Source organism: Variovorax sp. P1_G12 (genome assembly GCF_056405555.1).
The window spans coordinates 13,427-34,392 of sequence record NZ_JBFUBW010000049.1 but is presented as its reverse complement, the minus strand read 5'-3'; the positions used below and the strand labels follow the sequence as shown (position 1 = coordinate 34,392).

23 protein-coding genes and 2 pseudogenes are annotated in these 20,966 nt (G+C 64.6%); 8 read left to right on the top strand and 17 right to left on the bottom strand.

Features of this window, described 5'->3' with window-relative positions; translation table 11 throughout:
* Window positions 1–58: 58 nt before the first annotated feature.
* The 5 genes from AC1D2O_RS34515 to AC1D2O_RS34495 all read right to left on the bottom strand — a co-directional run bounded on the left by AC1D2O_RS34515 (window position 59) and on the right by AC1D2O_RS34495 (window position 6,751).
* The gene (locus tag AC1D2O_RS34515; RefSeq protein ID WP_478090696.1) at window positions 59–955 is read right to left on the bottom strand and encodes a LysR family transcriptional regulator; all 897 of its coding nucleotides are present in this window, start codon (window positions 953–955) and stop codon (window positions 59–61) included.
* A gap of 55 nt (window positions 956–1,010) precedes the next feature.
* Complete coding sequence (locus AC1D2O_RS34510; protein WP_478158674.1) at window positions 1,011–1,817, bottom strand: oxidoreductase; 807 nt, start codon at window positions 1,815–1,817, stop codon at window positions 1,011–1,013.
* Window positions 1,818–1,858: 41 nt separating this feature from the next.
* Complete coding sequence (locus AC1D2O_RS34505; RefSeq protein WP_478158673.1) at window positions 1,859–4,936, bottom strand: efflux RND transporter permease subunit; 3,078 nt, start codon at window positions 4,934–4,936, stop codon at window positions 1,859–1,861.
* Window positions 4,933–6,048 (bottom strand): efflux RND transporter periplasmic adaptor subunit, encoded by a 1,116-nt coding sequence (locus tag AC1D2O_RS34500; protein ID WP_478090693.1) that lies wholly within the window; start codon window positions 6,046–6,048, stop codon window positions 4,933–4,935. The genes AC1D2O_RS34505 and AC1D2O_RS34500 overlap by 4 nt, the downstream gene beginning before the upstream one ends.
* Before the next feature lie 85 nt (window positions 6,049–6,133).
* On the bottom strand, window positions 6,134–6,751 hold the full coding sequence (locus AC1D2O_RS34495; protein ID WP_478090692.1) for a TetR/AcrR family transcriptional regulator: 618 nt from the start codon (window positions 6,749–6,751) through the stop codon (window positions 6,134–6,136).
* Window positions 6,752–6,857: 106 nt separating this feature from the next.
* Between AC1D2O_RS34495 and AC1D2O_RS34490 the strand changes: the two genes are divergently transcribed.
* Window positions 6,858–8,330, top strand: a complete 1,473-nt coding sequence (locus AC1D2O_RS34490; protein WP_478158672.1) for an efflux transporter outer membrane subunit — start codon at window positions 6,858–6,860, stop codon at window positions 8,328–8,330.
* A 291-nt stretch (window positions 8,331–8,621) separates the two neighbouring features.
* Here the strand turns inward: AC1D2O_RS34490 and AC1D2O_RS34485 are convergent, their stop codons facing one another.
* Window positions 8,622–9,758 carry an MATE family efflux transporter gene (locus AC1D2O_RS34485; RefSeq protein ID WP_478158671.1) on the bottom strand — a complete coding sequence of 379 codons (1,137 nt, stop codon included), beginning with the start codon at window positions 9,756–9,758 and terminating at the stop codon, window positions 8,622–8,624.
* Window positions 9,759–10,136: 378 nt separating this feature from the next.
* Window positions 10,137–10,490, bottom strand: a complete 354-nt coding sequence (locus AC1D2O_RS34480) for a DUF4148 domain-containing protein (protein ID WP_478158670.1) — start codon at window positions 10,488–10,490, stop codon at window positions 10,137–10,139.
* Between the two features lie 217 nt (window positions 10,491–10,707).
* Between AC1D2O_RS34480 and AC1D2O_RS34475 the strand changes: the two genes are divergently transcribed.
* The 5 genes and pseudogenes from AC1D2O_RS34475 to AC1D2O_RS34455 all read left to right on the top strand — a co-directional run bounded on the left by AC1D2O_RS34475 (window position 10,708) and on the right by AC1D2O_RS34455 (window position 12,476).
* Window positions 10,708–10,854: a hypothetical protein gene (locus AC1D2O_RS34475; RefSeq protein WP_478158669.1), complete on the top strand. Its 147-nt coding sequence runs from the start codon at window positions 10,708–10,710 to the stop codon at window positions 10,852–10,854.
* A gap of 7 nt (window positions 10,855–10,861) precedes the next feature.
* Window positions 10,862–11,444, top strand: a pseudogene (locus tag AC1D2O_RS34470) (fumarylacetoacetase); the annotation flags it as partial.
* A gap of 98 nt (window positions 11,445–11,542) precedes the next feature.
* Window positions 11,543–11,926 (top strand): antitoxin Xre/MbcA/ParS toxin-binding domain-containing protein, encoded by a 384-nt coding sequence (locus AC1D2O_RS34465; RefSeq protein ID WP_478158668.1) that lies wholly within the window; start codon window positions 11,543–11,545, stop codon window positions 11,924–11,926.
* Window positions 11,923–12,120 carry an RES family NAD+ phosphorylase gene (locus AC1D2O_RS34460; RefSeq protein WP_478094469.1) on the top strand — a complete coding sequence of 66 codons (198 nt, stop codon included), beginning with the start codon at window positions 11,923–11,925 and terminating at the stop codon, window positions 12,118–12,120. Before AC1D2O_RS34465 ends, AC1D2O_RS34460 begins: the two co-directional genes overlap by 4 nt.
* 26 nt (window positions 12,121–12,146) lie before the next feature.
* Window positions 12,147–12,476, top strand: a complete 330-nt coding sequence (locus AC1D2O_RS34455) for an RES domain-containing protein (protein WP_478094467.1) — start codon at window positions 12,147–12,149, stop codon at window positions 12,474–12,476.
* 92 nt (window positions 12,477–12,568) lie between these two features.
* Here AC1D2O_RS34455 and AC1D2O_RS34450 read toward each other — a convergent pair whose 3' ends face one another.
* Complete coding sequence (locus AC1D2O_RS34450; protein WP_478094465.1) at window positions 12,569–13,201, bottom strand: hypothetical protein; 633 nt, start codon at window positions 13,199–13,201, stop codon at window positions 12,569–12,571.
* Complete coding sequence (locus AC1D2O_RS34445; RefSeq protein ID WP_478094463.1) at window positions 13,153–13,614, bottom strand: DNA-binding protein; 462 nt, start codon at window positions 13,612–13,614, stop codon at window positions 13,153–13,155. Before AC1D2O_RS34445 ends, AC1D2O_RS34450 begins: the two co-directional genes overlap by 49 nt.
* 88 nt (window positions 13,615–13,702) lie before the next feature.
* On the opposite strand from AC1D2O_RS34445, the gene AC1D2O_RS34440 reads away from it, so the two are divergent.
* Complete coding sequence (locus tag AC1D2O_RS34440; protein ID WP_478094461.1) at window positions 13,703–13,984, top strand: SDR family oxidoreductase; 282 nt, start codon at window positions 13,703–13,705, stop codon at window positions 13,982–13,984.
* Here the strand turns inward: AC1D2O_RS34440 and AC1D2O_RS34435 are convergent.
* The 3 genes from AC1D2O_RS34435 to AC1D2O_RS34425 form a co-directional block, all read right to left on the bottom strand.
* Window positions 13,937–14,242: a hypothetical protein gene (locus tag AC1D2O_RS34435; protein WP_478094460.1), complete on the bottom strand. Its 306-nt coding sequence runs from the start codon at window positions 14,240–14,242 to the stop codon at window positions 13,937–13,939. The genes AC1D2O_RS34440 and AC1D2O_RS34435 overlap by 48 nt on opposite strands.
* Before the next feature lie 74 nt (window positions 14,243–14,316).
* Entirely contained in the window at window positions 14,317–14,745 is a 429-nt protein-coding gene (locus AC1D2O_RS34430) for a CBS domain-containing protein (protein WP_478158667.1), read from the bottom strand.
* 297 nt (window positions 14,746–15,042) lie between these two features.
* A complete protein-coding gene (locus AC1D2O_RS34425; protein ID WP_478158666.1) occupies window positions 15,043–15,759 on the bottom strand; it encodes an IS6 family transposase in 717 nt (238 codons plus the stop codon).
* Between the two features lie 23 nt (window positions 15,760–15,782).
* Here AC1D2O_RS34425 and AC1D2O_RS34420 point away from each other — a divergent pair.
* Window positions 15,783–15,893 (top strand): annotated as a pseudogene (locus tag AC1D2O_RS34420) (transposase); the annotation flags it as partial.
* 259 nt (window positions 15,894–16,152) lie between these two features.
* Here the strand turns inward: AC1D2O_RS34420 and AC1D2O_RS34415 are convergent.
* From AC1D2O_RS34415 to AC1D2O_RS34395, 5 genes are all read right to left on the bottom strand, one after another.
* Entirely contained in the window at window positions 16,153–16,806 is a 654-nt protein-coding gene (locus AC1D2O_RS34415; RefSeq protein WP_478158665.1) for a hypothetical protein, read from the bottom strand.
* Window positions 16,807–16,848: 42 nt separating this feature from the next.
* Entirely contained in the window at window positions 16,849–17,826 is a 978-nt protein-coding gene (locus AC1D2O_RS34410; protein ID WP_478090735.1) for a Bug family tripartite tricarboxylate transporter substrate binding protein, read from the bottom strand.
* A gap of 129 nt (window positions 17,827–17,955) precedes the next feature.
* A complete protein-coding gene (locus AC1D2O_RS34405; protein ID WP_478090736.1) occupies window positions 17,956–18,912 on the bottom strand; it encodes a Bug family tripartite tricarboxylate transporter substrate binding protein in 957 nt (318 codons plus the stop codon).
* Entirely contained in the window at window positions 18,905–20,281 is a 1,377-nt protein-coding gene (locus tag AC1D2O_RS34400; RefSeq protein ID WP_478158664.1) for an amidase, read from the bottom strand. Before AC1D2O_RS34400 ends, AC1D2O_RS34405 begins: the two co-directional genes overlap by 8 nt.
* Window positions 20,278–20,946: an RraA family protein gene (locus tag AC1D2O_RS34395; RefSeq protein WP_478090738.1), complete on the bottom strand. Its 669-nt coding sequence runs from the start codon at window positions 20,944–20,946 to the stop codon at window positions 20,278–20,280. Before AC1D2O_RS34395 ends, AC1D2O_RS34400 begins: the two co-directional genes overlap by 4 nt.
* Window positions 20,947–20,966 lie beyond the last annotated feature (20 nt).

The following is a 20,966-nucleotide window of genomic DNA, read 5'->3' as shown; positions in this document are numbered from 1 at the left end:
GTTCGGCCGCGCGGAAGATTTGCACCAGAACCGTCGTCAACCCATCGCGCGCCAATCCTTAACGCGTGCCAGCAGGTCTAAACCGGTTTTCAAGAAAATCAAGCAGTGCACGGTGCACCGCCGTGCTGTGTCGACGCTGCAGGTAGACGGCGGAAAGCCACATGTCGCTGCGCACGAAGTCCGACAAGACGGGTACCAGTCGTCCGCTCTCGACGTAGGGTTCGAGCATGACAGAAGGCAGATAGACGACGCCAGCCCCCAGCAGTGCGGCCTGGATCAGTGGGCCGGCTTCCGTTGCATCCAGCCTTCCGTGAACCGCGACCTCGACTGGCTGCCCGTCTGCTTCGAACCGCCACTTCGGCAGAGGATTCAGATGGGTACTGATCAGCGCGACGTGGTGAGCGAGGTCGCTGGGATGAGCTGGCACGCCGTGCTTGCGCCAGTAAATGGGCGCGGCGCAGACACTGAGCTCCATTGCCACCAGCTTTCTGACGATCAGGTTCTCGTTGGCCGAAGCGCCAAATCGGAGAGCGATGTCGACGCCATCCTCCGCAAGATCGACCATTCGGTTCGTGAGAACCAGACTGATGCTGACTTCGGGGTAGTGGCCAAGGAAGGCGTTGATCAGTGCCGGCAACTCCGTCAGGTCCATGCCGTGCGGCGCCGAGATGCGCAGGCGCCCGCTGGGGACCCGCGCGCGGTTCTGCAGTTCGGCTTGCGTGACGTCGGCCAGCTCAAGCATCGGCTTGCTTCTTTCGAGAAGCAGGTGGCCGGCGTCCGTCAGGCTGACCGCACGGCTGGTGCGGTTCAGCAGCCTGACACCGAAACGGCGTTCGAGGGTTGCGATGTACTTGCTGATGGTGCCCCTCGACAGCGACAGATGCTTGGCGGTGCGGGAGAAGCTCCCGGAAGAGGCGACTTCGCTGAATGTGCGCAGGAGGTCCAGGCTGTCCACGATGTTCTCCGTCTTTGATGGGCGATGTTCGTCAAGACGCTTGAGCGCCCGGCCCTCAGGCGAGCCCGAGTTTTCTTCGCAGGCTCGCATCCACGGGTCCGGACGGCAGGAAGCGGCGCAACTTAGTTAGAAGCGACGCTTGCCCGGGGGGGGTGTAACGCATGCGCCACGGGCCGAGGCCCGCTTCGACGACGGTGCTCGCCACCCTGTGCGGTTCGGGCGCATTGTTGACGCTGTCGGACACCGAGACTGTCACCAGGTCCCGTTCGCGGTCGTAGCCCGCGATCCGTGTCTTGGCTCGGGGCGCATTGGCGTCGAGGTTGGTCCGCGTGAAAGCCGGCTGCACCAGGGCGGCGCGAATGCCGAACTGGCGCACTTCGTGATCGAGCGATTCAGACAGCCCTTCCACCGCATGCTTGGTGGCCGCGTAGATCCCCATGTACGGCGCGGGCAATACGCCGAGTACCGAGCTGACGTTGACGATTCGCCCACGACGATGCGCACGCATGTGAGGGAGTACGGCGCGCGTCATGCGGAGCATGCCGAAGACGTTGGTGTCGAAGAGCGCCACGGCCTCGGCCGTCGAAGTCTCCTCGACCGCGCCCATCATCATCATCCCCGCGTTGTTGACCAGCACGTCGATGCGCATGGCACGGTCAATCACGGATTCGACGCCGAGTTGAACCGAGCGTTCTTCCCGAACGTCGATCTCGACGAACTCGACACCGGCCAGTGCGGGCGCATGGCGAAGGTCGCGCACGGTGCCGAACACGCGGCAGCCCCGCGCGACGAACATCTCCGCGGCTACGCGCCCGATGCCCGAGGACACTCCCGTTACGACGACAACTGATGAAACTGACATGGTGGTTCTTTCGGTCTTGAACGAATGGTGAGGAAGCGCCATCAATGCGTGGCCGGGTTGCCCTTGCCGGGCCGGATCCTGAACCAGATGGCATACATGGCCGGCAGGAATACCAGCGTCAGGATCGTCCCCGCGAGCGTCCCGCCGATCAGCGTGTAGGCGAGCGCCCCCCAGAACACCGAGTGCGTCAGTGGGATGAACGCGAGGATCGCCGCGAGCGCCGTCAGGATCACGGGGCGGGCACGTTGCACGGTCGCCTCTACGACAGCATGGAACGGGTCGAGCCCTTGCTCCTGATTGTGGTGGATCTGCCCGAGCAGAATCAGCGTGTTGCGCATCAAGATGCCCGACAGCGCGATGAGCCCCACGAGCGCATTGATGCCGAAGGGCTGCTGGAACAGCAGCAAGGTCGGCACGACGCCGATCAACCCCAGCGGGCTCGTGAGGAACACCATGACCATCGCGGATATCGAGCGCACCTGGAAGATGATGATCAATAGCGTGATCGCCAGCATGATCGGGAACAGAGGCAGCATCGCCTTGGTCGCCTTCTCCGATTCCTCGATGGAGCCGGCCTGGATGATGTGGTAGCCGGCCGGCAGCTTCTGCATCAGGGGCTGCAGCTTCGCGGTGATCGCGGTCGACACATCGGGGGGCTGCAGCCCGTCGGCGATGTCGCCCTGCACCGTGATCGTGGGCATGCGGTCGCGTCGCCTCATGACAGGTTCTTCCATGCGCACCTCGACCTCGCCGACCTGCGACAGCGGAATGCGCTGGCCGCCAGTTCCGGCGAGCGTGAAGTCCACGACCTTCGCGGGATCGAGCCGGGTGCCGCCGGCGGAACGGGCCACCACCTGCACCGTGCGGATGTCTTCACGTACGGTGGTCACCGGCACGCCGCTCAGCAGGAATTGCAGTTGTTGCGCCACCGCGCTGGAGGTCAGCCCGACGGCCTGAAGGCGGTCCTGGTCCAGGGTGAAATGCAATGTCGGCGTACGGGTGCCCCAGTCGGTACTGACGGTGCGCATCATCGGGCTGGCATCCATGACTTGGCGCACTTCGTCCGCGATCTTGCGCAGCTCGTTCGCATCGGGCCCGGTGACACGGTAGGCGACAGGAAACGGCGAGTACGGGCCGAACACGAGCTGGGTCACGCGCACCCGCGCCTCGGACGCGAGGCCGTCGGCAATGGCATGACGCAACCGGTACTTCAAGGACTCGCGTTCCTCCTGGCTGGCCGTGCGCACCACGATCTTGGCGAACGACGGATCGGGCAGTTCGGGCCCCATCGCAAAATAGAAGCGGGGCGCGCCCTGTCCTATGTATGACGTGACGATCTGTGCCTCCGGCTGCGTGGAAAGCCAGGCCTCGACCTTGGCCGTGGCGTCGCTGGTCTGGGTGATCGAAGTGCCGTAGGGCATCTGCACTTCGACGAGCACTTCGGGCCGGTCGGAGATCGGAAAGAACTGCTTCTTGACCACGCCCATGCCGAGAATCGACACGATGAAGAGGCCCACCATGGCGCCCGCCACCAGCCACTTGCGCGCAATGACGCGTGCCAGAACACGACGCAGCCGGTTGTAGCGTGGTGTGTCATAGATCGCGGCGTGGCCGCCTTCGATCTTCTTGAAGTTCGGCAGCAGCTTGATGCCCAGGTAGGGTGTGAACACCACGGCGACCACCCAGGATGCGATGAGCGCGATTCCGACGATCCAGAACATATTGCTGGTGTACTCACCCGCGGTCGACGGCGCGAATCCGTTGGGCATGAAGCCGACGGCGGTGACTAGCGTGCCCGATAGCATGGGCGCCGCCGTGTGGCTCCAGGCGTATGCAGAAGCGGCCACATGGCTGTAGCCCTCCTCGATCTTCACGACCATCATTTCGATGGCGATGATGGCGTCGTCCACCAGCAAGCCGAGCGCGAGGATGAGCGAGCCGAGCGTGATCCGGTCGAAATTCTTGCCGGTCGCGGCCATCACCACGAAGACCACCGCTAGCGTCAGCGGCACTGCCGCGGCCACCACGAGGCCAGCACGCCAGCCCATGCTTAGAAAGCTCACCAGCATCACGACCAGCAAGGCCGCGAAAAACTTGATCATGAACTCGTCGACCGATGCGCTGATGTTCACCGACTGGTCCGTGACCTTGGTCAGACTCAGGCCCAGGGGCAACTCCGCGTTGATGGCACGGGCCTCCATGTCCAGCGCCTTGCCCAGATCGAGGCCGTTCCAGCCTTCCCGCATGACCACGCCGATCAGCAAGGCAGGTTCGCCGCCGTTGCGGATCATGAATGTGGCCGGGTCTTCGTACCCGCGCTTGACCGTGGCAACGTCCGATAGCTTCAAGGTACGGCCTTGCGCGATCACCGGCGTATCGCGGATCTTCTGTAGCGTGTCGAATGCGCCGTCCAGTCGAATGAAGACCTGCGGGCCGCTGGTTTCCACCGACCCAGCCGGGCTCAGCGCGTTCTGGTTGTTGAGTGCGGCGAACACGTCCTGCGGGCCGATGCCCAACGTCGCCAGCCGGTCGTGCGCGAACTCGACATAGATTCGTTCCGACTGCTCCCCGGCGATGTTGACCTTCTTCACGCCCGGCACGTGCAGCAACCGTTGGCGCAGCGTTTCCGCATCGCGCACCAGCACGCGCTGCGGTTCTCCCTTGGCCTTGAGCGCGAAGAGGGCGAAGGTGACGTCGGCGTACTCGTCGTTGATCATCGGCCCGATCACGCCGGAGGGGAGGGTGCCCGCTTCGTCAGCGACCTTCTTGCGCGCCTGATAGAACTCTTCCTGCACCTGCGCTGGCGGGGTGCTGTCGAGCAATGTCAGGGTCGTGAACGCCAGGCCGGGGCGTGTGTAGGTCTCCGAGCGGTCGTAGTAGCGCAACTCCTGCAGGCGCTTCTCGAGCTTCTCGGCGACCTGGTCCTGCATCTCCTGCGCCGTGGCGCCGGGCCAGGCCGTAATGATGGTCATCACCTTGACGGTGAAAGCGGGATCCTCCGCGCGGCCGAGCTTGAAGAACGCGACCAAGCCCGCCAGCGAGACCAGGCAGATCAGGAACAACGTGATGGAGCGTTCGCGTACAGCCAGCGCCGACAGGTTGAAGCGGCCTTCGCTCATGGGCGGGCTCCGCCCGCGGCCGGCGTCGCGGCCGGGGTCGCGATACGCACCTGCTCGCCTTCGCGCAGCAGGTGCGCCCCAAGCGCGACGACCCGATCTCCCTGTTTGAGTTGACCGGTCACCCGCGCACGGTCGTCGTCAAGATGCTCGACCGCCACCGGCTGCCAGCGCACCGTCGACGGATCTCCGCCAATGACCCACACGCCCGTTGCCTTGCCTGTGTCGAACAGGGCGCCGATGGGCACCTGCGCACTGCTTTCTCGCGCGGGCCTGCCGTCCGCGATGTGGACCGTGACCGTGGCACCCAGGGGCGCGTTGGCCAGTTCGCCCTCGAGCACGTATCGCGCCTCGAACGTGCGCGTGAGCCGGTCGGCCGCATCCGAGAGCTGCCTGAGCTTTACTGCCACTGCAACGCCTTCCTTGCCGAAGAGCGTGGCCTGCCCGCCCGAGCCGACGACAGGGCGCATCGTTTCGGGCAACTGGACCACCGCCTCCCTGCGCCCAGCCTGCGCCAAGCGGACCACCGGCTGCCCGGCGTTGACCACCTGGCCGGGCTCGGCCAGCGTCTCCAGCACCGTGCCGTCCGCATCGGCGGCAAGTTCTGAATAGCGGTTGGAGTTGCGCGCGACTTCCGACTGTGCTTCGGCCGCACCGAGCTGGGCTTGAGCGGCATCCGCCGCAGCCTTGATCTGGTCGTAGGCCGAGGCGGAAATGGCCCCGGTGCCTCTCAGGTCGCGGTAGCGAAGTTCTTCGTCGCTCGCCTGCTTGGCACGCGCCCGGGCAGCGGCCACGGCCTCCTGCTGTGCGCGCGCAGCCAACCTCAGGTCGACCGGGTCGATGCGCATGAGCAGTTGCCCGCGCTTGACAGTCTGACCAGCGTCCACGAAGCGCTCCAGCACTTTTCCTGAGACACGGAAGCCCAGGTCGCTTTGAACCCGCGCGGCTACGGTGCCTGTGAAAGAGCGCGATGCGGAGTCGGCTGCTTGGACGGTGGCAGCGCGCACCAGCGGTGTCTGGGTGCGCGGATCTGGCGGCGCTTTGTCGTCGCAGGCGACCAACGCGAATGGCAAGGCGCAAAAGAGTGCGGATGTAGCGAAGCGGCGCGAAAGCATACGGGTCCCATTGACGAATCGATCAGGACCCAAATTCTGATACTAGTGACCATATTAGTCAATGGTCACAAGAAATATTTAGTTTTTATGGCGACAAGCTGCGCAGCACCAGGCCGGACAGCTGCGCCGGCGCCTGGTCGGTGTGATCGAAGCTGTGCCGCAGGATCAGGGGGTTGATATAGGGGTGAACGACCAGATAGATCGCCGCCGCCGTCTCGTCGATCGGTGTCTTGCGCTCGAAGTCGCCGGACTCGCGCCCTTGCTTCAGCACCTCGACGAGCAACTGCTGGATGCACTCTTCGTGTGCGATGGCCGACTGCCAGCGTTCGCTGGCCGCCGAGATGGCGATCTCGTAGAGCTTGCGGTCCTGGAAGAACAGACGAAGGCCCGAATCAACGATGGCCTTGAACATGCGGCGCAGTTTCTCGGGTGGACGGTCGGTGCCATCGACCGCAGCGCGGATGTCCACTTCGATCTCCCGCAAGCAGTTCGAGCAGATCATTTCCCCGATCGCCTGCTTGGACTCGAAGAACTTGTAGATGTATGCCTTGGAGAAGCCGATGGCCTTGGCGAGGTCGGAAACCGTGGTCTTCTCGTAACCGTACCGGCTGAAGTGCTCGGTTGCCGCAAGGACAATCTGCGCGCGCACATCGTGATCTGCCGGCCCCCGTGTGGCAGGGGAAGAGGAAGTTGCATTGCTCATGGCGACAGCTTAACGCTCCCGGAAAAAGGCCACAACAAGTGACCACATTGAATTATAGTCACAACTTCGTTTGATGGTCTCGTCCCACTCGTTCCAGAAATCGCCCATGTTCCAACGCACCCTTGTCATTCCCCTGCTTCTCAGCCTTCTCGCAGGTTGCGCTGTCGGTCCTGACTATGTCCGACCCGCCACCACTCTGCCGGACCAATTCATCGGCGAAGCAGCCCTCGACCGGCGCGCCGCTACCGCGAACGCCGAGTTGGTCGCCTGGTGGACTGCGTTTGGCGATGCACACCTGGCCCGCTACGTCGAACTCGCGCTGACGCAGAACCTCGATCTTGCGCAAGCATCTGCCCGCGTGGCGCAGGCCCGTGCTGGACTCGGTGCTGCGAACGCAGCGATGCTGCCCGCGGGCAACCTCAGCGGACAAGCTGCCCGGGCCTACCAGTCGGTCGAGACGCAGTTGGGCCAGGTTATGAACTCGCAACCAGGTTTCGATCGCTACGGCAACGCCTATGAAGCCAACCTTGGCGCAAGTTGGGAACTGGACATCTTCGGCGGCCTGCGTCGGGGCCGTGAGGCTGCGCTGGCCGACTACCAGGCATCGGAGGCCGGCGCAGCCGCCACGCGCCTGACCGTGGCTGCGCAGACGGCAGACATCTATATCACGCTACGCGGACTGCAGGCCCGCCTCGACGTGGCACGCCGGCAAGTCGGCACGCAACAAGAACTGCTCTCGAAGGTCGACTTGCTCTACGGCAAGGGGCTGGCAGCCGAACTTCAGTTGAGGCAGGCCGAAGGTGCGCTGGCGCAGGTTCGTGCGGTGCTTCCAGTGCTGGAGGCGGGCGAAGCTGCGGCCATGAACGCGCTCGACGTGATGCTGGGTGCGGCGCCGGGCGCTCACCGTGCGGAACTGGCCGCACCGGTTGCCATTCCCGTCGCACCGCGCATCGGCGCCACCGGATCACCCGGCGAGTTGCTGCGACGGCGGCCCGACCTGATCGCCGCCGAGAGGCGACTTGAAGCGTCTAACGCTCGCACCGGGGTGGCCATGGCCGAGTACTACCCGAAGCTGTCCTTGGGGGGGGTAATCGGCAGCGCCACGTCCGTGGCCAGCGGTAACGTGTTCACCGGCGGGGCCAGCCAGGCCGCGGTCTTGCTCGGCCTGCGCTGGCGCCTGTTCGACTTCGGGCGCATCGATGCGCAGATCGAACTCGCAAAAGGGCAGGAGGCGGAGTTGCTCGCGGCCTATCGTCTCGCGGCACTGCGCGCGACCGAAGACGTGGAAAATGCTTTCTCCGCCCTGGTCAAGCGTGAAGAACAAGCCACCTTGCTCGCGCAGGGCGAGGCAGCGCTCGGTCGTGCACGAGGCGCCTCGTTCACGGCCTATCAGCGAGGTGTCGTCAGCCTGATCGAAGTGTTGCAAGCGGACGAGAGCCTCCTGCGCGTTGCTGATGCGAAAGTGCAGGCGCAAACGGAGGCGGCGCGCGCGGCGGTCAGTGCGTTCAAGGCGCTGGGCGGCGGCTGGCAAGCCGAGACCGCTGACGCGGTGGCAATCCGCGCAGACGTACAACGATGACGGAGAAGCTCCTCTGTCAGCGCACGACGTACGACCTCGAGTTGTCGATCAAAGGGCTCTTGGTTTCGACCGACTGGGAGGAGTTCATGCGCTGCTGAAATCGGGGTCGGCCCACCTGCCTATCATGCACCGGACTCTGTCGATGGATCTCGAGCAGGTTCAGGCAACGCACCGTCGCCAATGGGCAGTGACCATGTCCCGACTCAATCCTGGCGGACGGCCTTAGAGCGCAGGCCAAATCCGTGGCGACCGATCGAAGCAATCCAACGCGGCCCTTCGCTCCCACGCGATCTAGCGAATACCCCACCTCACCCGGGCGAAGCCACACGCCGTTACCGCGGAACCGACGATGGCCCCCACGGCCACCAGCAGGAAGGCGGACTCAAGACTGAGCTTTCCCGCGAACACCAGCGCTGCGGCGGACAGCGCGCACATGAAGCGGAAGCTACCCGCAGCGAGCGGCCAGCCGACGCGCCGCGCGCCTTGCCCCGCGAAGTACAACGCCATCGCGATCGCGATGAAGCCGAAAATCGGGCCCATCACCCTCAGATAGTGGCCGCCGACGGCCCATATGTCGGGGTCGTTCGTGAAGTGAGACATCCACAGCAGGCTGGGCAGGAACGCCACGCTGAGGCCCAGCACTTCGAGCAGGCCACCGACGAACAGTGCATTCACCAGCGCAGCGCGGCGCGCTCGCGGGATGTCGTCGGCGCCGATGCAGGTTCCGACTACGGTGATGGCGGCGGTACCGAAGCCGAACATCACGGGCACCAGCAGCATTTCGAGCCGGGACGCGATCCCGTAGCCCGCGATCGTTGCCACGCTAAGGGTACCCGCAGCGGCAGTGATCGCGCCGATCGAAAGCGTCGACATCGCCGCGTTGAAGGTTGACAGCAAGCCCACGCCAAGGATGGCACCAAAGTGGTCACGCCGCAGCGGGTGCCGGCGAAGTCGAAGTTTCGAGCCCCCCAAACGCATATAGACAAAGATCGCTGCCAGCGAGCCCGCGGTGCACAGCACCTGTGCGATGCCCGCACCGGCCACGCCCATTCTCGGAAGCCCCAGTCCGCCCAGAATCAGGATTGGGGAAATGAGGAGTCCGGCTCCGACGCTGCCGAGCATGATCAGTGCGGGCGTCCTGACGTTGCCCGCGCCTCGCAACGCCGATTGCAGCAAGGTTGGAACCCAGAACAGGACCGCGCCGTCGAAGAGAATGTTCGAGTACTGAAGCGCTTGCTGCCAGGACGTGCCAGTGCCGCCCAATCCGCGATAGAGCATCGGAGCCGCGGCGATCGCAGCCACGGTGAAGAGTCCGCCTGCGACGATCGCGATCACGACGCTGTGCCAAACAAGGCTTTCGGCCTCGTCTTGCCGGCCAGCGCCGAGCGCGCGCGACTGCGGCGGAAACCCCACCCCCGACGCCGCCATTGGAGACCATGGTCATCAGCAGCATGACAGGCACGACCAGCGAAGCCGATGCCATCGCGTCGACACCCAGCCCGCTCACGAAGTAGGTTTCGGCCATGCTCAATACCGTCTGCATGAAAAGCACGGCCACCGTTGGCAGTGCGAGCCGAATCAGCAGCAGCAACAACGGCGCGTGCAGCAGGGGGTTCCGCGTCATCGGGTCGAACGTGAATCGCGCGGCTGAAACGGCCGACTCAGAAACTTCGCCGGCGCCGGCGTTGTGGGAAGTTGTCATCAGATTTCGACCAGCCGTTGGCGTCCAACGTAGCGACCCGCGGCTTGCCGCCTCTCAGCCACGGTTTTGTGCCTGCCTCACGCAGAGCGTGAGGCAGGGGTTGCTCAATTGGCTTTCGCGCGCAGGTCGGCGGGGTGCGGCAGCGTCGAGATGACCTTGCTGTTGAAGCGGGAGCCCGTGGCGACATTCTGGTCCGGCCTCAAGTTGTGGTGGATGGCTTCGGCCTCAACGAGCGAACGTGCCTTCGATTCAGCCAGGGTCTCGGTAACGCGTGAGCCTCTGACCACGTTCTGGTTCGGAGCCGTGGCAGTGCTCACCGCTTCGGCATTCACCTCCTCGCGCGTCTTGAAGGAGGTTGCGTTGTGTACACCGTCGTAGGCCTCTGCGTGGGCTCCGGCTGCGACCAGAAAGGTCAGTACCGGGACGGATACGATCTTCGTTGCTTTCGTGAATTTCATGGAACTTCCAGAGTGAAGGGTTGGCGCAAGCTTCCTGCGGTGCTCATCGCGAGTGCCTGCCGTTCAAGTCTTGCGCCGAATGCGAGTTCGACGATCACGCGATCGGGACACGCCACGTTTCCGTCGTCGAAACCTTATGCGGTGCAGCTGTCGGTTTCCCTTCAATCTGTCACTTTTGCTCTTTCATTCTGTCAGCGCCAGATCATGGAGAGCCTTGATGCACGGCGCTTTCAAGGCGAGCGCCTGCTCACAGTCGCGATTTGGCGTCGGCTCGGCCCGCCAGATTTTTGGCCCTTTCAATTGGCACAACCTTGCGTTTGACCCCTTCATGCACGACGGCAGCCTGGTCGCGCCGGGGCGCTGAGGCTGTCATGACAGTGCTCTACGAAACCCACGACCCGGCGCTGCGCAGCTGGGTCGAGTCGGCCAATGCGGCCGACACTGAGTTCCCCATCCAGAACCTGCCGCTGGCGGTATTCCGGCGTCGCGGCAGGAACGAGGCGTTCCGCGGCGGCGTAGCGATCGGCGAGCAGATCGTCGACCTGGCCGCCGCCGTCGCGCGCGGTGTCTTCGGCATCGACGCCGCCCGTCCGGCACAGGCGGCAGCCGGCGAGTCGCTCAACGCGTTGATGACCCTCGGCCTCGCTGCCTGGTCCGCGCTGCGGCTGGCGCGCGCCCGCGCAGAGATTGCTCGACGCGTGCCTGGTCGCGCAGGCAGATGCCGAATACACGCTGCCTGCGCGGATCGGCGACTACACCGACTTCTACACCGGCATTCACCATGCGACGACGGTGGGCAAGCTGTACCGGCCCGACAATCCGCTGCTGTCGAACTACAAGTGGGTGCCGATCGGCTACCACGGCCGCGCCTCGTCCATCGTGGTCAGCGGCACGCCGATCCGCCGGCCGCTGGGCCAGACCATGACTTTGATCAAGCAAGCGCCGGCCGGTGAACGCCGAAGCCACGGACGCTCCTCCCAGCCGAACCTATCGAGGTTGAAGTGGGTGCGTTTCTCGTGCATAATTCGTGCATACATCAATGGAGTGAGCACATGAGCGCCGCAATGGCCTTTGCCAGTGAGAGTTTGGCGGAGTCTTTCCGCGAGCCTGATCAAACGTACCTCTCGCCGCGTCGCATCGGCGAAGCCTTGGGCCTGCAAATCCAGGGCGTGGCCGAGCGAGCCCACGTCAGTCGAAACACGCCCACCGCCCGCCCTCAGAACGAGGGGCTGCAAAACTACCTGCGAGACGTCGTGCGCGTGCTCGCAGCGGCCTCAGATGTGGCCGGCGGAGACCGCGGGCGCGCCTTCTTCTGGTTCATGAACGAGCCGCTTGCCGAGTTCGACTATCAGACACCGGACGCATTGGTACGTGCGGGGAAGGCCCGCGTGGTCATCGACTATATCGAGTCGATCGCCGGCGGTGCGACAGGATGATCCTGCGCGATCTGGGGAATGACGAAGCCCAATACCGCATCCTGACGCCAAGTTGGGCGCACAGCCCCACCTCCGGCGCTGGTGCAGCCCGTAAGGGTGGGCGCTTCAACCGCGCCGGCCTCGAGGCGCTGTATCTCTCCCAGAGCGAAGAAACGGCACTCTGGCGGAATACCGGCAGCATGCGCTGCTGCTGAAGCCAGGCATCATCACTACGTTCCTCGTGAGCCGCCTGCGGGTCGTCGACTTTTCGGCCGGCTACACTGCCGACGTCTGGGATCCGCTATGGGCCGACTACGCATGCAATTGGCGGCAACTCGCATTCGATGAGGGCATCGAGCCGCCGAGCTGGGTGCTCGGCGACTTGGCGCTCGATGCAAGCGCAGCGGGGATCCTGTTCCCTTCGACCGTGCATGTAGGCGGAGTGAATCTCGTACTGTTCCACAGCAGCACGCTTTCCGCGGACGCGTTGCGCGTGCACGACCCAGACGGCCAGTTGCCCCGCGACAACAGATCCTGGAATCCCCCACAACGGCGTGACCTCGAGTCATAACTTCGAAGCCCGCGCGAGCGAAAGCAAAGGGCTCTGTCGCAACAAGCAGCGAATGGCGTCGGAAGGCGCGACGCCGGTCGAGGAGGGCGTGCTCATTGACCTGAGCTCTTGGTCGATTTCTTCGAGCGCGCGGCCTGTGGTCTTTCGTTGTCCTCCCGGTGGGCCTCAAGCTGGCGCAGCGCGGTGGCCGTCGCAGCCTGACTTTCTCGGAGTTGAGATACCTCGCGCTCAGATTGCTCCTGCTGGCGCTGCAGCTGCGCTGCGAGGTCGGTTGCCCGCTGCTCGGCGCCGGCGGCGCGCTCACGCAGGGTAGCAAGCTCGAGTTGCACCTCCTGGTGCTGGCGCGACCAGTTGGCTTCAGCATCGCGGTGCGCTGACTTCGCGGACTGGAGGGCCTGCTGCGCTGTTTCCTGGAAGTCGCGGGCAGCTTCCAGGTCGGCCGCGCGCGCCTTCTGTTCCTTCGCGAGCTCGACGTTGGCCTGGCGCGTGGCCATGCGCTCGCGATCGATCTCGGAGAGGAGACGACGCTCCTGCGCGAGATGGCGCTCCTCGGCTTCGTCCGCGGCGCGCTGCTTGGCGCCGAGTTCCATCGCAGCCTTCTCGCGCAGCGCTTCCCTGCTGACTACCGTCTCTTCAAAAGCCTTGCGCAGGCGCCGCACCTCAGCCTCCGACTCACTCAAAAGGCGCGCGGATTCCTGCCGCTGCGCGAGCGCCTGGGCCTCCATGGCTGCGACGGCCTGACGTGACGAGGCGAGGGCCTCTTCGTGCGCGATCCGGGTCTGCTCGTACGAGCTCTCACGCTGCTGCAGATCGGCTTCCTTCTGGGCCAGGGCACTAGCTCGAGCTCGCGCCGTGTGGCCTCGGTCTTCTGGACCTGCACCTGGGCGGCTTCGCGGCGTGCGACGTCCCAGAACTGCTGGGCGGCCTGGACGATGGCCAAGGGTAGCTTTTGTGCCTCGGCGTCGACCTGGCCGCCGATGCGGCCCTCCAGGCGCTTGCCGAGCGTGGCGAACCAGCGCTCCAACATCGGGCTCACGGTGTTGGGCGAGCCGCTGCCGATCTTCTGGCGCACGCGCTCGATCGTCGGGCGCAGACCTTCCTGCAGCAGCGCGTCGGCGGCCTCCCAGACTTGAGGCATCCTGGATGCCGCGGCTGGGTCGAATCGGGTATTGCAAGGTACCCACTGGCGACTCGGCCCCGACTGCGGGGGCACCGTCAAGCTAGTGTTGCTCGACATCGATGGGGATGAGGCGCGGCAAGCGGCCGAGGACGTTGGCACAGGCTCATCAATTGGTTTTGGCTGCGATGTGACATCCGCATCCGACTGCCAGTCGGCGGTGGAAAAAACGCTGGCTTGGGCTGGCAAGATCGACGTGTTGATCAACAACGCCGGCCTCACTCAAAAACGCGCACTGACTGACGTCACGGACGCCGACTACACGCTGATCACTGACGTGGTCTTACGGGGCACGTTGCAGATGTCGCAGGCGGTCAGCAATGCGATGTGACGCGACAGCCGCGCCGCCCGCGCGCAAGGTGGTGAGTCGCAGCATTCCATCGATGGTCTGAAACGTGTCGGTGCCAGTCAATGTGACGCGCCGACCAGTTTCCATGCGGTACTCGGTCGCGACTTCGCTCTGGTTGATCGCGCCTTCGTCGTCAGGAGATGCCTCGAGATATTCGGTGTACTTCAGGACCACGTGCCGCTTCCCGATCTGATCCGTGACCTCGATGTGCTCCGTGGCTGTTTTCCTTCGTTGCGGCATGCGCCTCCTTCGGACGTCCAACAGAAAATCACCGCGATCGTTTTGAGTGCAGCCTGTACGACGATGTGCGCGCCTCACGTCTGAATGTAGGCACGCAGTTGGTCGATCGTCTGCTCATGATCGGCAATGATGTCATCCATCAGATCCCGGATGGAGATCATGCCGATCACCTTGCCCGCGTCGACCACCGGAAGATGGCGAATCCGCTTGTGACTCATCAGGCCCATGCACTCGCGCGTGCGAGTGGTGGGCGTGACGGTCATGACGTTGGGCGTCATGATTTCAGATACCTGCACCGCCTTGGAGCTCTTGCCTTGGAGGTCGACCTTGCGCGCGCAGTCTCGTTCGGAGACCACGCCGACGAGCGTGCCGTCGGCGATCACCATCAGTGCCCCTACCTCGTAGCGAGCCAACAATCCAAGCGCATCCAGTACGGTGGCCTCCGGTACGGTGCGCCAGGCGGACGAGTCGCGACGTTTGAGCAGTTCCGAGACTGATTTCATGGGCACTCCTCTGGTTGGTTGGAAACACCCCGCAAGAACTGCGCCCAAGCGTCTTTCGTTACGCTCGCGTCGGTTCGTTACCCAGCAGGCGCAGTTTCGGGGTCCTGCGGCAGCCGCAACCCCAACTGCCCCATGACGGCATGCTCCTCCGCGATGGTCGACGAAGTTTCGCCATCAAGTCGGACGACGAATGCCTCGGCAGGGTTTGCCGTTCCGTGCAGCAAGCTGAAATAGGCTTGCTCGGGTTCTGTCGCAATAGCAGCGCCGGCTCGGGCAAGTGCACGTCGCTCGTGTCGCTCAGAAAGCCAGAGAGTAGAACTTTTCTGCCGGGGACGAGGCTTGGCCTTTGACGCAATCCAACAACTGGCCCTTCCTGATCATATGCATGGTCTCGATGCCGAAAATCACCGCTCGCGCGGATCGAAATGACTTGAATCCAAGCATCGGTCGCACGATGCGCTTGATAGAGCGGTGGTCTTGTTCAACAATGTTAATGAGATATTTCGACTGGCGCATCTCGATGTCCGCACCGGAGTGGGATCGAATGCTCTGAATGGCTGCCGTGTTGGCGCCGCTCTTGTCAATCGTGATCTTCTCGGGCACACTGTGCAGACCGATGGCCTGCTCAAAGAAGCTTCGTGCAGCGGCATGATCTCGCTTGGCGCGCAACAGAAAGTCGACGGTGTCGCCGTCGCGGTCGACTGCCCGGTACAGGTACTTCCACTGGCCGGCGACCTTGATGTAAGTTTCGTCCATCCGCCAGCTCGTGCCAACGGGGCGTTTGCGCCGTCGGAACACGGTCGCCAGTACCGGCAAGATCTTGATCGCCCAGCGATGCACGGTGGCGTGATCAACGACAACGCCGCGCTCGGCCATCATCTCCTCAATGTGGCGCAGACTCAGCGGATAGGCTGCGTACCAGCGCACACACGTGAGCATCACCTCCAACGGGTAGTGCATGCGCTTGATCACCTTCTTCAGGGCTTTGACTATCGACGGGGTCTCGGATTTCATACAGCCGAAGATTACCGTGCACCGCTACTGCGACAGAGCCGTTCCGGGTGATCAAGCAGCAGTTCGGATTCACGAAGGTGCGCTATCGCGGCTTGGCGAAGAACACGGCGCAGATCGTCATGCTGTTCGCATAGTCGAACCTGTGGATGGCGCGGCGAAAGTTGATGGAGGGTCGAAGGATGAGTGCGTCTGCGAGGCCCGAAACGGGCCTGCAAGGCGGCCGGAGCGGCTGCCCCGCGCAGCAAATCGTTGCCGAGCTTGCTCGATCGAGTCATCTGGTTGCGTCGGCATCACCTTATTCTTTCAGCCGTGATTGCAGATCCTGTTCTGCAGAACATCCTTCGCGAATGGCAGTCGGGCCAGCAGGGCGCTGACGCTGCTTGCGCCAAGCACTCACCGCAGTGCCGATGCGCTGATGTCCATGCGATAGCGATACACGCGCGCGTCGATCAGTTCACCGTACTTCTGCACCGGCACTTGCAGCTCGGCCACGACGCGTTGGACGGCGGCCTCGCTGGTGCACTCGATGATCACGTAGCAGTCCTGGCCGCCCACATAGCTGGCATCCGCCGTCACGGGCCTGGAGAGATTCGCATCGGCTTCGACGAAGTGAACGGATGCCGTGCCTGGTTTGTCAAGCACGTCGACGATGCCCGCCAGCGCCGGCATCATGGCCGGATCGCCCGACGGACGCAGCCTCACGAGCGCAAGCGCAATACCTCGCGCGACCCCTTCGCTGCGCACCAGGCGCCCCACGACGCGGGTCGGCTCGATGAAGCGGGAGATGTGGTGGTTGGACCAATCTGTCTGTTTCGCCAGGGCCGCCCGGTAGGCGGCACCGTTCAGCACATCGAATTCGGTGGCGCTGTAGATCTGCAGGTAGCGGGTCGGCGCGCCGACCGATTCGTAGCGCCTCGCCTCGATGAAGCCCGGAATCGCCACGCGTTCGGCGAGATGCTCGCGGTCGAACCACACATTGAAGTCAGCCTCTTCGTTGGGCAGCACTTCCATGGACGAGATCAGGATTCCTTTTCCGGCGAAGACCATGTTGTTTCTCTGTTCAGTTGATGGGGTTGGCAGCTGCGTGGATCAGTCGACCCGAATGTTCGATTCAGCGATCACCTTCTCCCACTTGAGACGGTCGCGCGTGATGGTGTCGGCCAGTTTCTTCGGCGAGCCGCCTTCGAGTTCCATGCCCATGTCGATCAGCTTCTTCTTCACGTCCGGCTCCTGGAGGATCTCGTTCACGTTCTTGTTCAGCAGCGCGATGAATGGCTCTGGCGTGCGGGCGGGTGCCAGCAAGGCGAACCAGTGCAGCAATTCGAAGTTGGCGAAGCCCTTGGTCTGCGAGACGGGCGGCAGACCGGGGTAGGCCGGCGAGCTCTTCGCGGTGGTGACCGCGAGCGCCTTCAGCTTTCCGGCCTTGGCCATTGGCATCGACTCCGGACCGATGGCCATCATCACCGACACCTGACCCGACATCAGGTCTTGGAGCGCGGGCGCGCCACCCTTGTAGGGCACATGCGTCAAGTCGACGGAAGCCACGCGCTTGTACAGCTCCATGCCCAGGTGGCTGGGGTTGCCGGCGCCGCTCGAAGCGTAGTTGATCGGCATGGGCGAAGACCTTGCAAACGCCGTGAGTTCGTCGATCGAATTGACCGGCAGCGAAGGATGGACCATCACGACGCTGGGCAGGGTCACGGCCATCACGATCGGCGCGAGATCCTTCTCGGGGTCGTAGGCGAGACGTCCCTTGTAGAGGGTCGGGTTGACCGAAAGCCCCGCTGTGGAAGCCAGCAGGATGGTGTAGCCGTCCGGGGGCGCCTTGGCGACGAAACCGGCGCCGATCTGTTCGGTGGCGCCCGGCTTGTTGTCCACCAGCACCGGCTGCTTGAGTCGCTGTGACAGCTGCTGCCCAATGAGTCTCGCCACCGTGTCGGATGCGCCGCCGGGCGGGTACGGAACCACGAGGCGGATGGGCTTGTCGGGGTAGTCCGCTGCTGCCGATGCAAGGCCGGTCATCACCAGCGAGAGGGCACACACCACACGAGTCAATGAGATCTTCATATGCATCCAATCAAAAGAACGAAGACTCATCGTATGAACTTGCCGACGTGCTAGATAGCGAGAAATTCGCATCAGGCAACATGACGAGAATCTATCAAGTCGAGGCGTCGCGCACGGCAATGATGCAGATCACTTCGGCGTGATCTTCGCGGCCTTCACCAGGCGTGCGTAGTTGTCCGCGTCCTTGCGGATGAACTCCCTGAAGGCATCGGGCGAGTCCCCCACCGGGATGAGCGAGGTCTCTTCGAGCTGCCGGCGCAAGTCGCCGCGCAGCGCGTTCTTGATCGCCGTGTTGATCCGGTCAATCACGGCACGGGGTGTGCCGGCCGGCGCGGCGATGCCGGTCCAGGTGACGACTTCGAACTCGGGCAACCCCGCCTCCTTCATCGTGGGGACGTCCGGAAGCAGCGGCGAGCGCTGGCTGCTGGTGATGGCCAGCGCTCGCAGCTTGCCGCTCCTGGCATAAGGCAAGGCCGTCGGCGAGGTGTCGAACAGCATGTCGATCTGCCCGCCCATGAGATCCACCAGGGCCGGGGCGCCGCCCTTGTACGGTACATGCAGCAGATCGACGCCGGCCTGCTGCATGAAGATCTCGGTGGAGAAGTGCTGGGCAGAGCCGACGCTGGCGCTGCCGAAACTCAGCTTTCCCGGACGCGCCTTGGCCATCGCGATCAGCTCCTTGACGCTGTGGGCGGGCGACTGGCTGCCCACGACCAGGATGTTGGGCTGATCGACGATCCGCATGATCGGCGCAAAGGCCTGCAACGGATCGAAGGGTGGATTGGCATACAGGAACTGGTTGGCGGCGAAGACACCGGCGCTGCCGACGAGCAGCGTGTAGCCGTCCGGAAGTGCCTTGGCGACATAAGCGGCACCGACATTGCCCGAGGCGCCCGGCTTGTTGTCGACCACGAAGGGCTGCTGCAGGGCGTCCTGCAGGCTCTTGCCGATCAGGCGCGCGACCAGATCCACGCTGCCGCCCGGAGGAAACGGAACGATCAGATGCACTGGCTTCGTCGGGTAGTCCTGGGCGGTCGCACACTGGACGACGAACGCCAACAGCACGGCGAGCAGCTTGCTAGGCATTGCAGGGCTCCGCCGACGGGGCGCGAGACGGATGCAGTGCCGCGCTGACTTCGGACGCGATGCCGAGCAATGCGTGATCGTCGCCCGCACGGCCGACCAGTTGCAGCCCGATGGGCCGCTCGTCGTTGTCCTGATCCGTCGGCAGCGCGATGCCGCACAGCGCGAGCAGGTTGATCGGGCGGGTGAAGTGGACCGGAGCCAGGTTGTGGTCGATGTCCTCGAGTCGCGGCGCGGTCATGGCCGTGGTGGGCATGGCGATGGCGGACAAACCGAGCCGGTCCATCTCGCCAGCGAAGGCCTGTTGCCAGCGCTTCGCGGTGGCCTGGGCCTTCAGGTACTGCACAACCGTGGTCTCCCGAGCGGCGATAAGCCGGGGCCGCACTGACGGGTCCATCGGCGCGTCCGGGTCGTCGAGCAGGCGGTCGTTCACCCATGCACCCTCGGCGATCATGATGGCGTTGGTGGGCTCCTTGAACGCAGCCAGGGGTGCCGGGAAGCGGAACGGCACCAGGGTGAAGCCCGCCGCTTCGAGGCGTTGCAGGTTCTGTGCGTAGCTGCGAGCGACCGCTTGCGCGAGGGGCGCGAGCTCATCCGCTTCGAGGACGCCGATCCGCTGTGGAGCATCGGCGTTCGCAGCGGGCGCGCCGACCAGTGCCTCGAAGCACAGCCGCGCATCCTGCACCGACGACGCGAGCAGGCCCAGGCTGTCGAGGCTGTCGCTGAGCGGGTAGACGCCGCCGCGCGGCAGCGCATCGATGGTCGGCTTGAAGCCCACGATGCCGCAGAACGCGGCGGGCACGCGAACCGAGCCGCCGGTGTCGGAGCCGATCGCCCACGGTACCAGGTGGGCGGCCACGGCGACCGCCGAGCCGCTGCTGGAGCCGCCAGGTGCCAGGGTGTCGGTGGCGCGGCCGGCCGGATTGCGCGGCGTGGCCATGTGCGAATTGGTGCCCCAGGCGCCCAGCGCGAGCTGCACCATGTGGGTCTTGCCGACGATGACGCCGCCGGCGTCGACGATGCGCCGGACGATCTCCGCGTCCTGCTGCGCGATGTTGTCCGACAGCATCGGGGAGCCGGCCGTCGTGGGCTTGCCCTGGATGTTCACCAGGTCCTTCAGCGCCACCGGGATGCCGTGCAGCGGGCCGCGGTCGCGGCCGGCGCGGAGCTCCTGGTCGGCCAGGGCCGCGGCGGCCAGGGCCTCGTCCTCGTAGACCGCCAGGAAGCTCTTGAAGTGGCCGTCATGCGCGGCGATGCGGCGTAGGCACTCGCGCGTGAGCGCCACCGAAGTCGTCGTGCCGTTTCGCAAGTCGCGTGAAAGCTCCGCGATCGGTGCGAAGGCGGGCGGTCGGGTCGGGTCGGGATTCGTCATGCGGCTGCTTCCTGAAAAAAGAGTTGTGTGTCCAGAATCTGGGGATAGGTCTCGCCTGCGCGCAGCCGAGCCAGCGTCCGCTGTTCGGCCTGCTGCAGGGCGATCGCGCGGTCGGCCAGGGCCCGCGCCTCGTCGGGCGCCATCACCAGGATGCCGTTCTCGTCCGCCAGCACGGCGTCGCCGGGATACACGCGCACGCCGCCGCAGTCCACCGGCAGGCAGAAGCTGCCCGACCGCCCGCCGGCGCGGGTGGTGCGGGCGCTCAGGCCGCGCGCCCACACCGGCACGCCGAGTTGGCGCAGATCCTCGATGTCCGTGACGCAGCCATCCACCACCACGCCCGCGACCCCGCGAAGACGCGCGGCCAGCACGCTGGCGCCGCCGATGCACGCGATGGTCTCGTCGCCCGCCCGGTCGACGAACAGGAGGTCGCCGGCCCTGAGCTGCCCGAGCGCGTGATGCAGGATGGAGCCGTCGGAGCCTTCGCAGCGCACGGTGACGGCGGTGCCGACGCTGCGCGTCACGGCCGCCATGGCGCGGATGCGGCCGTGCAGGAAGCCGAGTTCGTGAAAATGGCCGATGGTGGCCGGTTCGGCCTCCTTCAGCAGGGACAGCAGCTGCGGCGCGCAGGGTGGCGGCAGCTCTCCTATTTGGATGCCAGTCATTTCGGATATCGTCGTTGTCG

Excerpts from the sequence above, each read along its gene's own strand:
- AC1D2O_RS34510 (WP_478158674.1), bottom strand. The coding sequence starts at position 1,817 with ATGTCAGTTTCATCAGTTGTCGTCGTAACGGGAGTGTCCTCGGGCATC.
- AC1D2O_RS34505 (WP_478158673.1), bottom strand. The coding sequence starts at position 4,936 with ATGAGCGAAGGCCGCTTCAACCTGTCGGCGCTGGCTGTACGCGAACGC.
- AC1D2O_RS34500 (WP_478090693.1), bottom strand. The coding sequence starts at position 6,048 with ATGCTTTCGCGCCGCTTCGCTACATCCGCACTCTTTTGCGCCTTGCCA.
- AC1D2O_RS34495 (WP_478090692.1), bottom strand. The coding sequence starts at position 6,751 with ATGAGCAATGCAACTTCCTCTTCCCCTGCCACACGGGGGCCGGCAGAT.
- AC1D2O_RS34490 (WP_478158672.1), top strand. The coding sequence starts at position 6,858 with ATGTTCCAACGCACCCTTGTCATTCCCCTGCTTCTCAGCCTTCTCGCA.
- AC1D2O_RS34485 (WP_478158671.1), bottom strand. The coding sequence starts at position 9,758 with ATGGCGGCGTCGGGGGTGGGGTTTCCGCCGCAGTCGCGCGCGCTCGGC.
- AC1D2O_RS34480 (WP_478158670.1), bottom strand. The coding sequence starts at position 10,490 with ATGAAATTCACGAAAGCAACGAAGATCGTATCCGTCCCGGTACTGACC.
- AC1D2O_RS34475 (WP_478158669.1), top strand. The coding sequence starts at position 10,708 with ATGCACGGCGCTTTCAAGGCGAGCGCCTGCTCACAGTCGCGATTTGGC.
- AC1D2O_RS34465 (WP_478158668.1), top strand. The coding sequence starts at position 11,543 with ATGAGCGCCGCAATGGCCTTTGCCAGTGAGAGTTTGGCGGAGTCTTTC.
- AC1D2O_RS34460 (WP_478094469.1), top strand. The coding sequence starts at position 11,923 with ATGATCCTGCGCGATCTGGGGAATGACGAAGCCCAATACCGCATCCTG.
- AC1D2O_RS34450 (WP_478094465.1), bottom strand. The coding sequence starts at position 13,201 with ATGGAGGCCCAGGCGCTCGCGCAGCGGCAGGAATCCGCGCGCCTTTTG.
- AC1D2O_RS34445 (WP_478094463.1), bottom strand. The coding sequence starts at position 13,614 with ATGCCTCAAGTCTGGGAGGCCGCCGACGCGCTGCTGCAGGAAGGTCTG.
- AC1D2O_RS34435 (WP_478094460.1), bottom strand. The coding sequence starts at position 14,242 with ATGCCGCAACGAAGGAAAACAGCCACGGAGCACATCGAGGTCACGGAT.
- AC1D2O_RS34430 (WP_478158667.1), bottom strand. The coding sequence starts at position 14,745 with ATGAAATCAGTCTCGGAACTGCTCAAACGTCGCGACTCGTCCGCCTGG.
- AC1D2O_RS34425 (WP_478158666.1), bottom strand. The coding sequence starts at position 15,759 with ATGAAATCCGAGACCCCGTCGATAGTCAAAGCCCTGAAGAAGGTGATC.
- AC1D2O_RS34415 (WP_478158665.1), bottom strand. The coding sequence starts at position 16,806 with ATGGTCTTCGCCGGAAAAGGAATCCTGATCTCGTCCATGGAAGTGCTG.
- AC1D2O_RS34410 (WP_478090735.1), bottom strand. The coding sequence starts at position 17,826 with ATGAAGATCTCATTGACTCGTGTGGTGTGTGCCCTCTCGCTGGTGATG.
- AC1D2O_RS34405 (WP_478090736.1), bottom strand. The coding sequence starts at position 18,912 with ATGCCTAGCAAGCTGCTCGCCGTGCTGTTGGCGTTCGTCGTCCAGTGT.
- AC1D2O_RS34400 (WP_478158664.1), bottom strand. The coding sequence starts at position 20,281 with ATGACGAATCCCGACCCGACCCGACCGCCCGCCTTCGCACCGATCGCG.
- AC1D2O_RS34395 (WP_478090738.1), bottom strand. The coding sequence starts at position 20,946 with ATGACTGGCATCCAAATAGGAGAGCTGCCGCCACCCTGCGCGCCGCAG.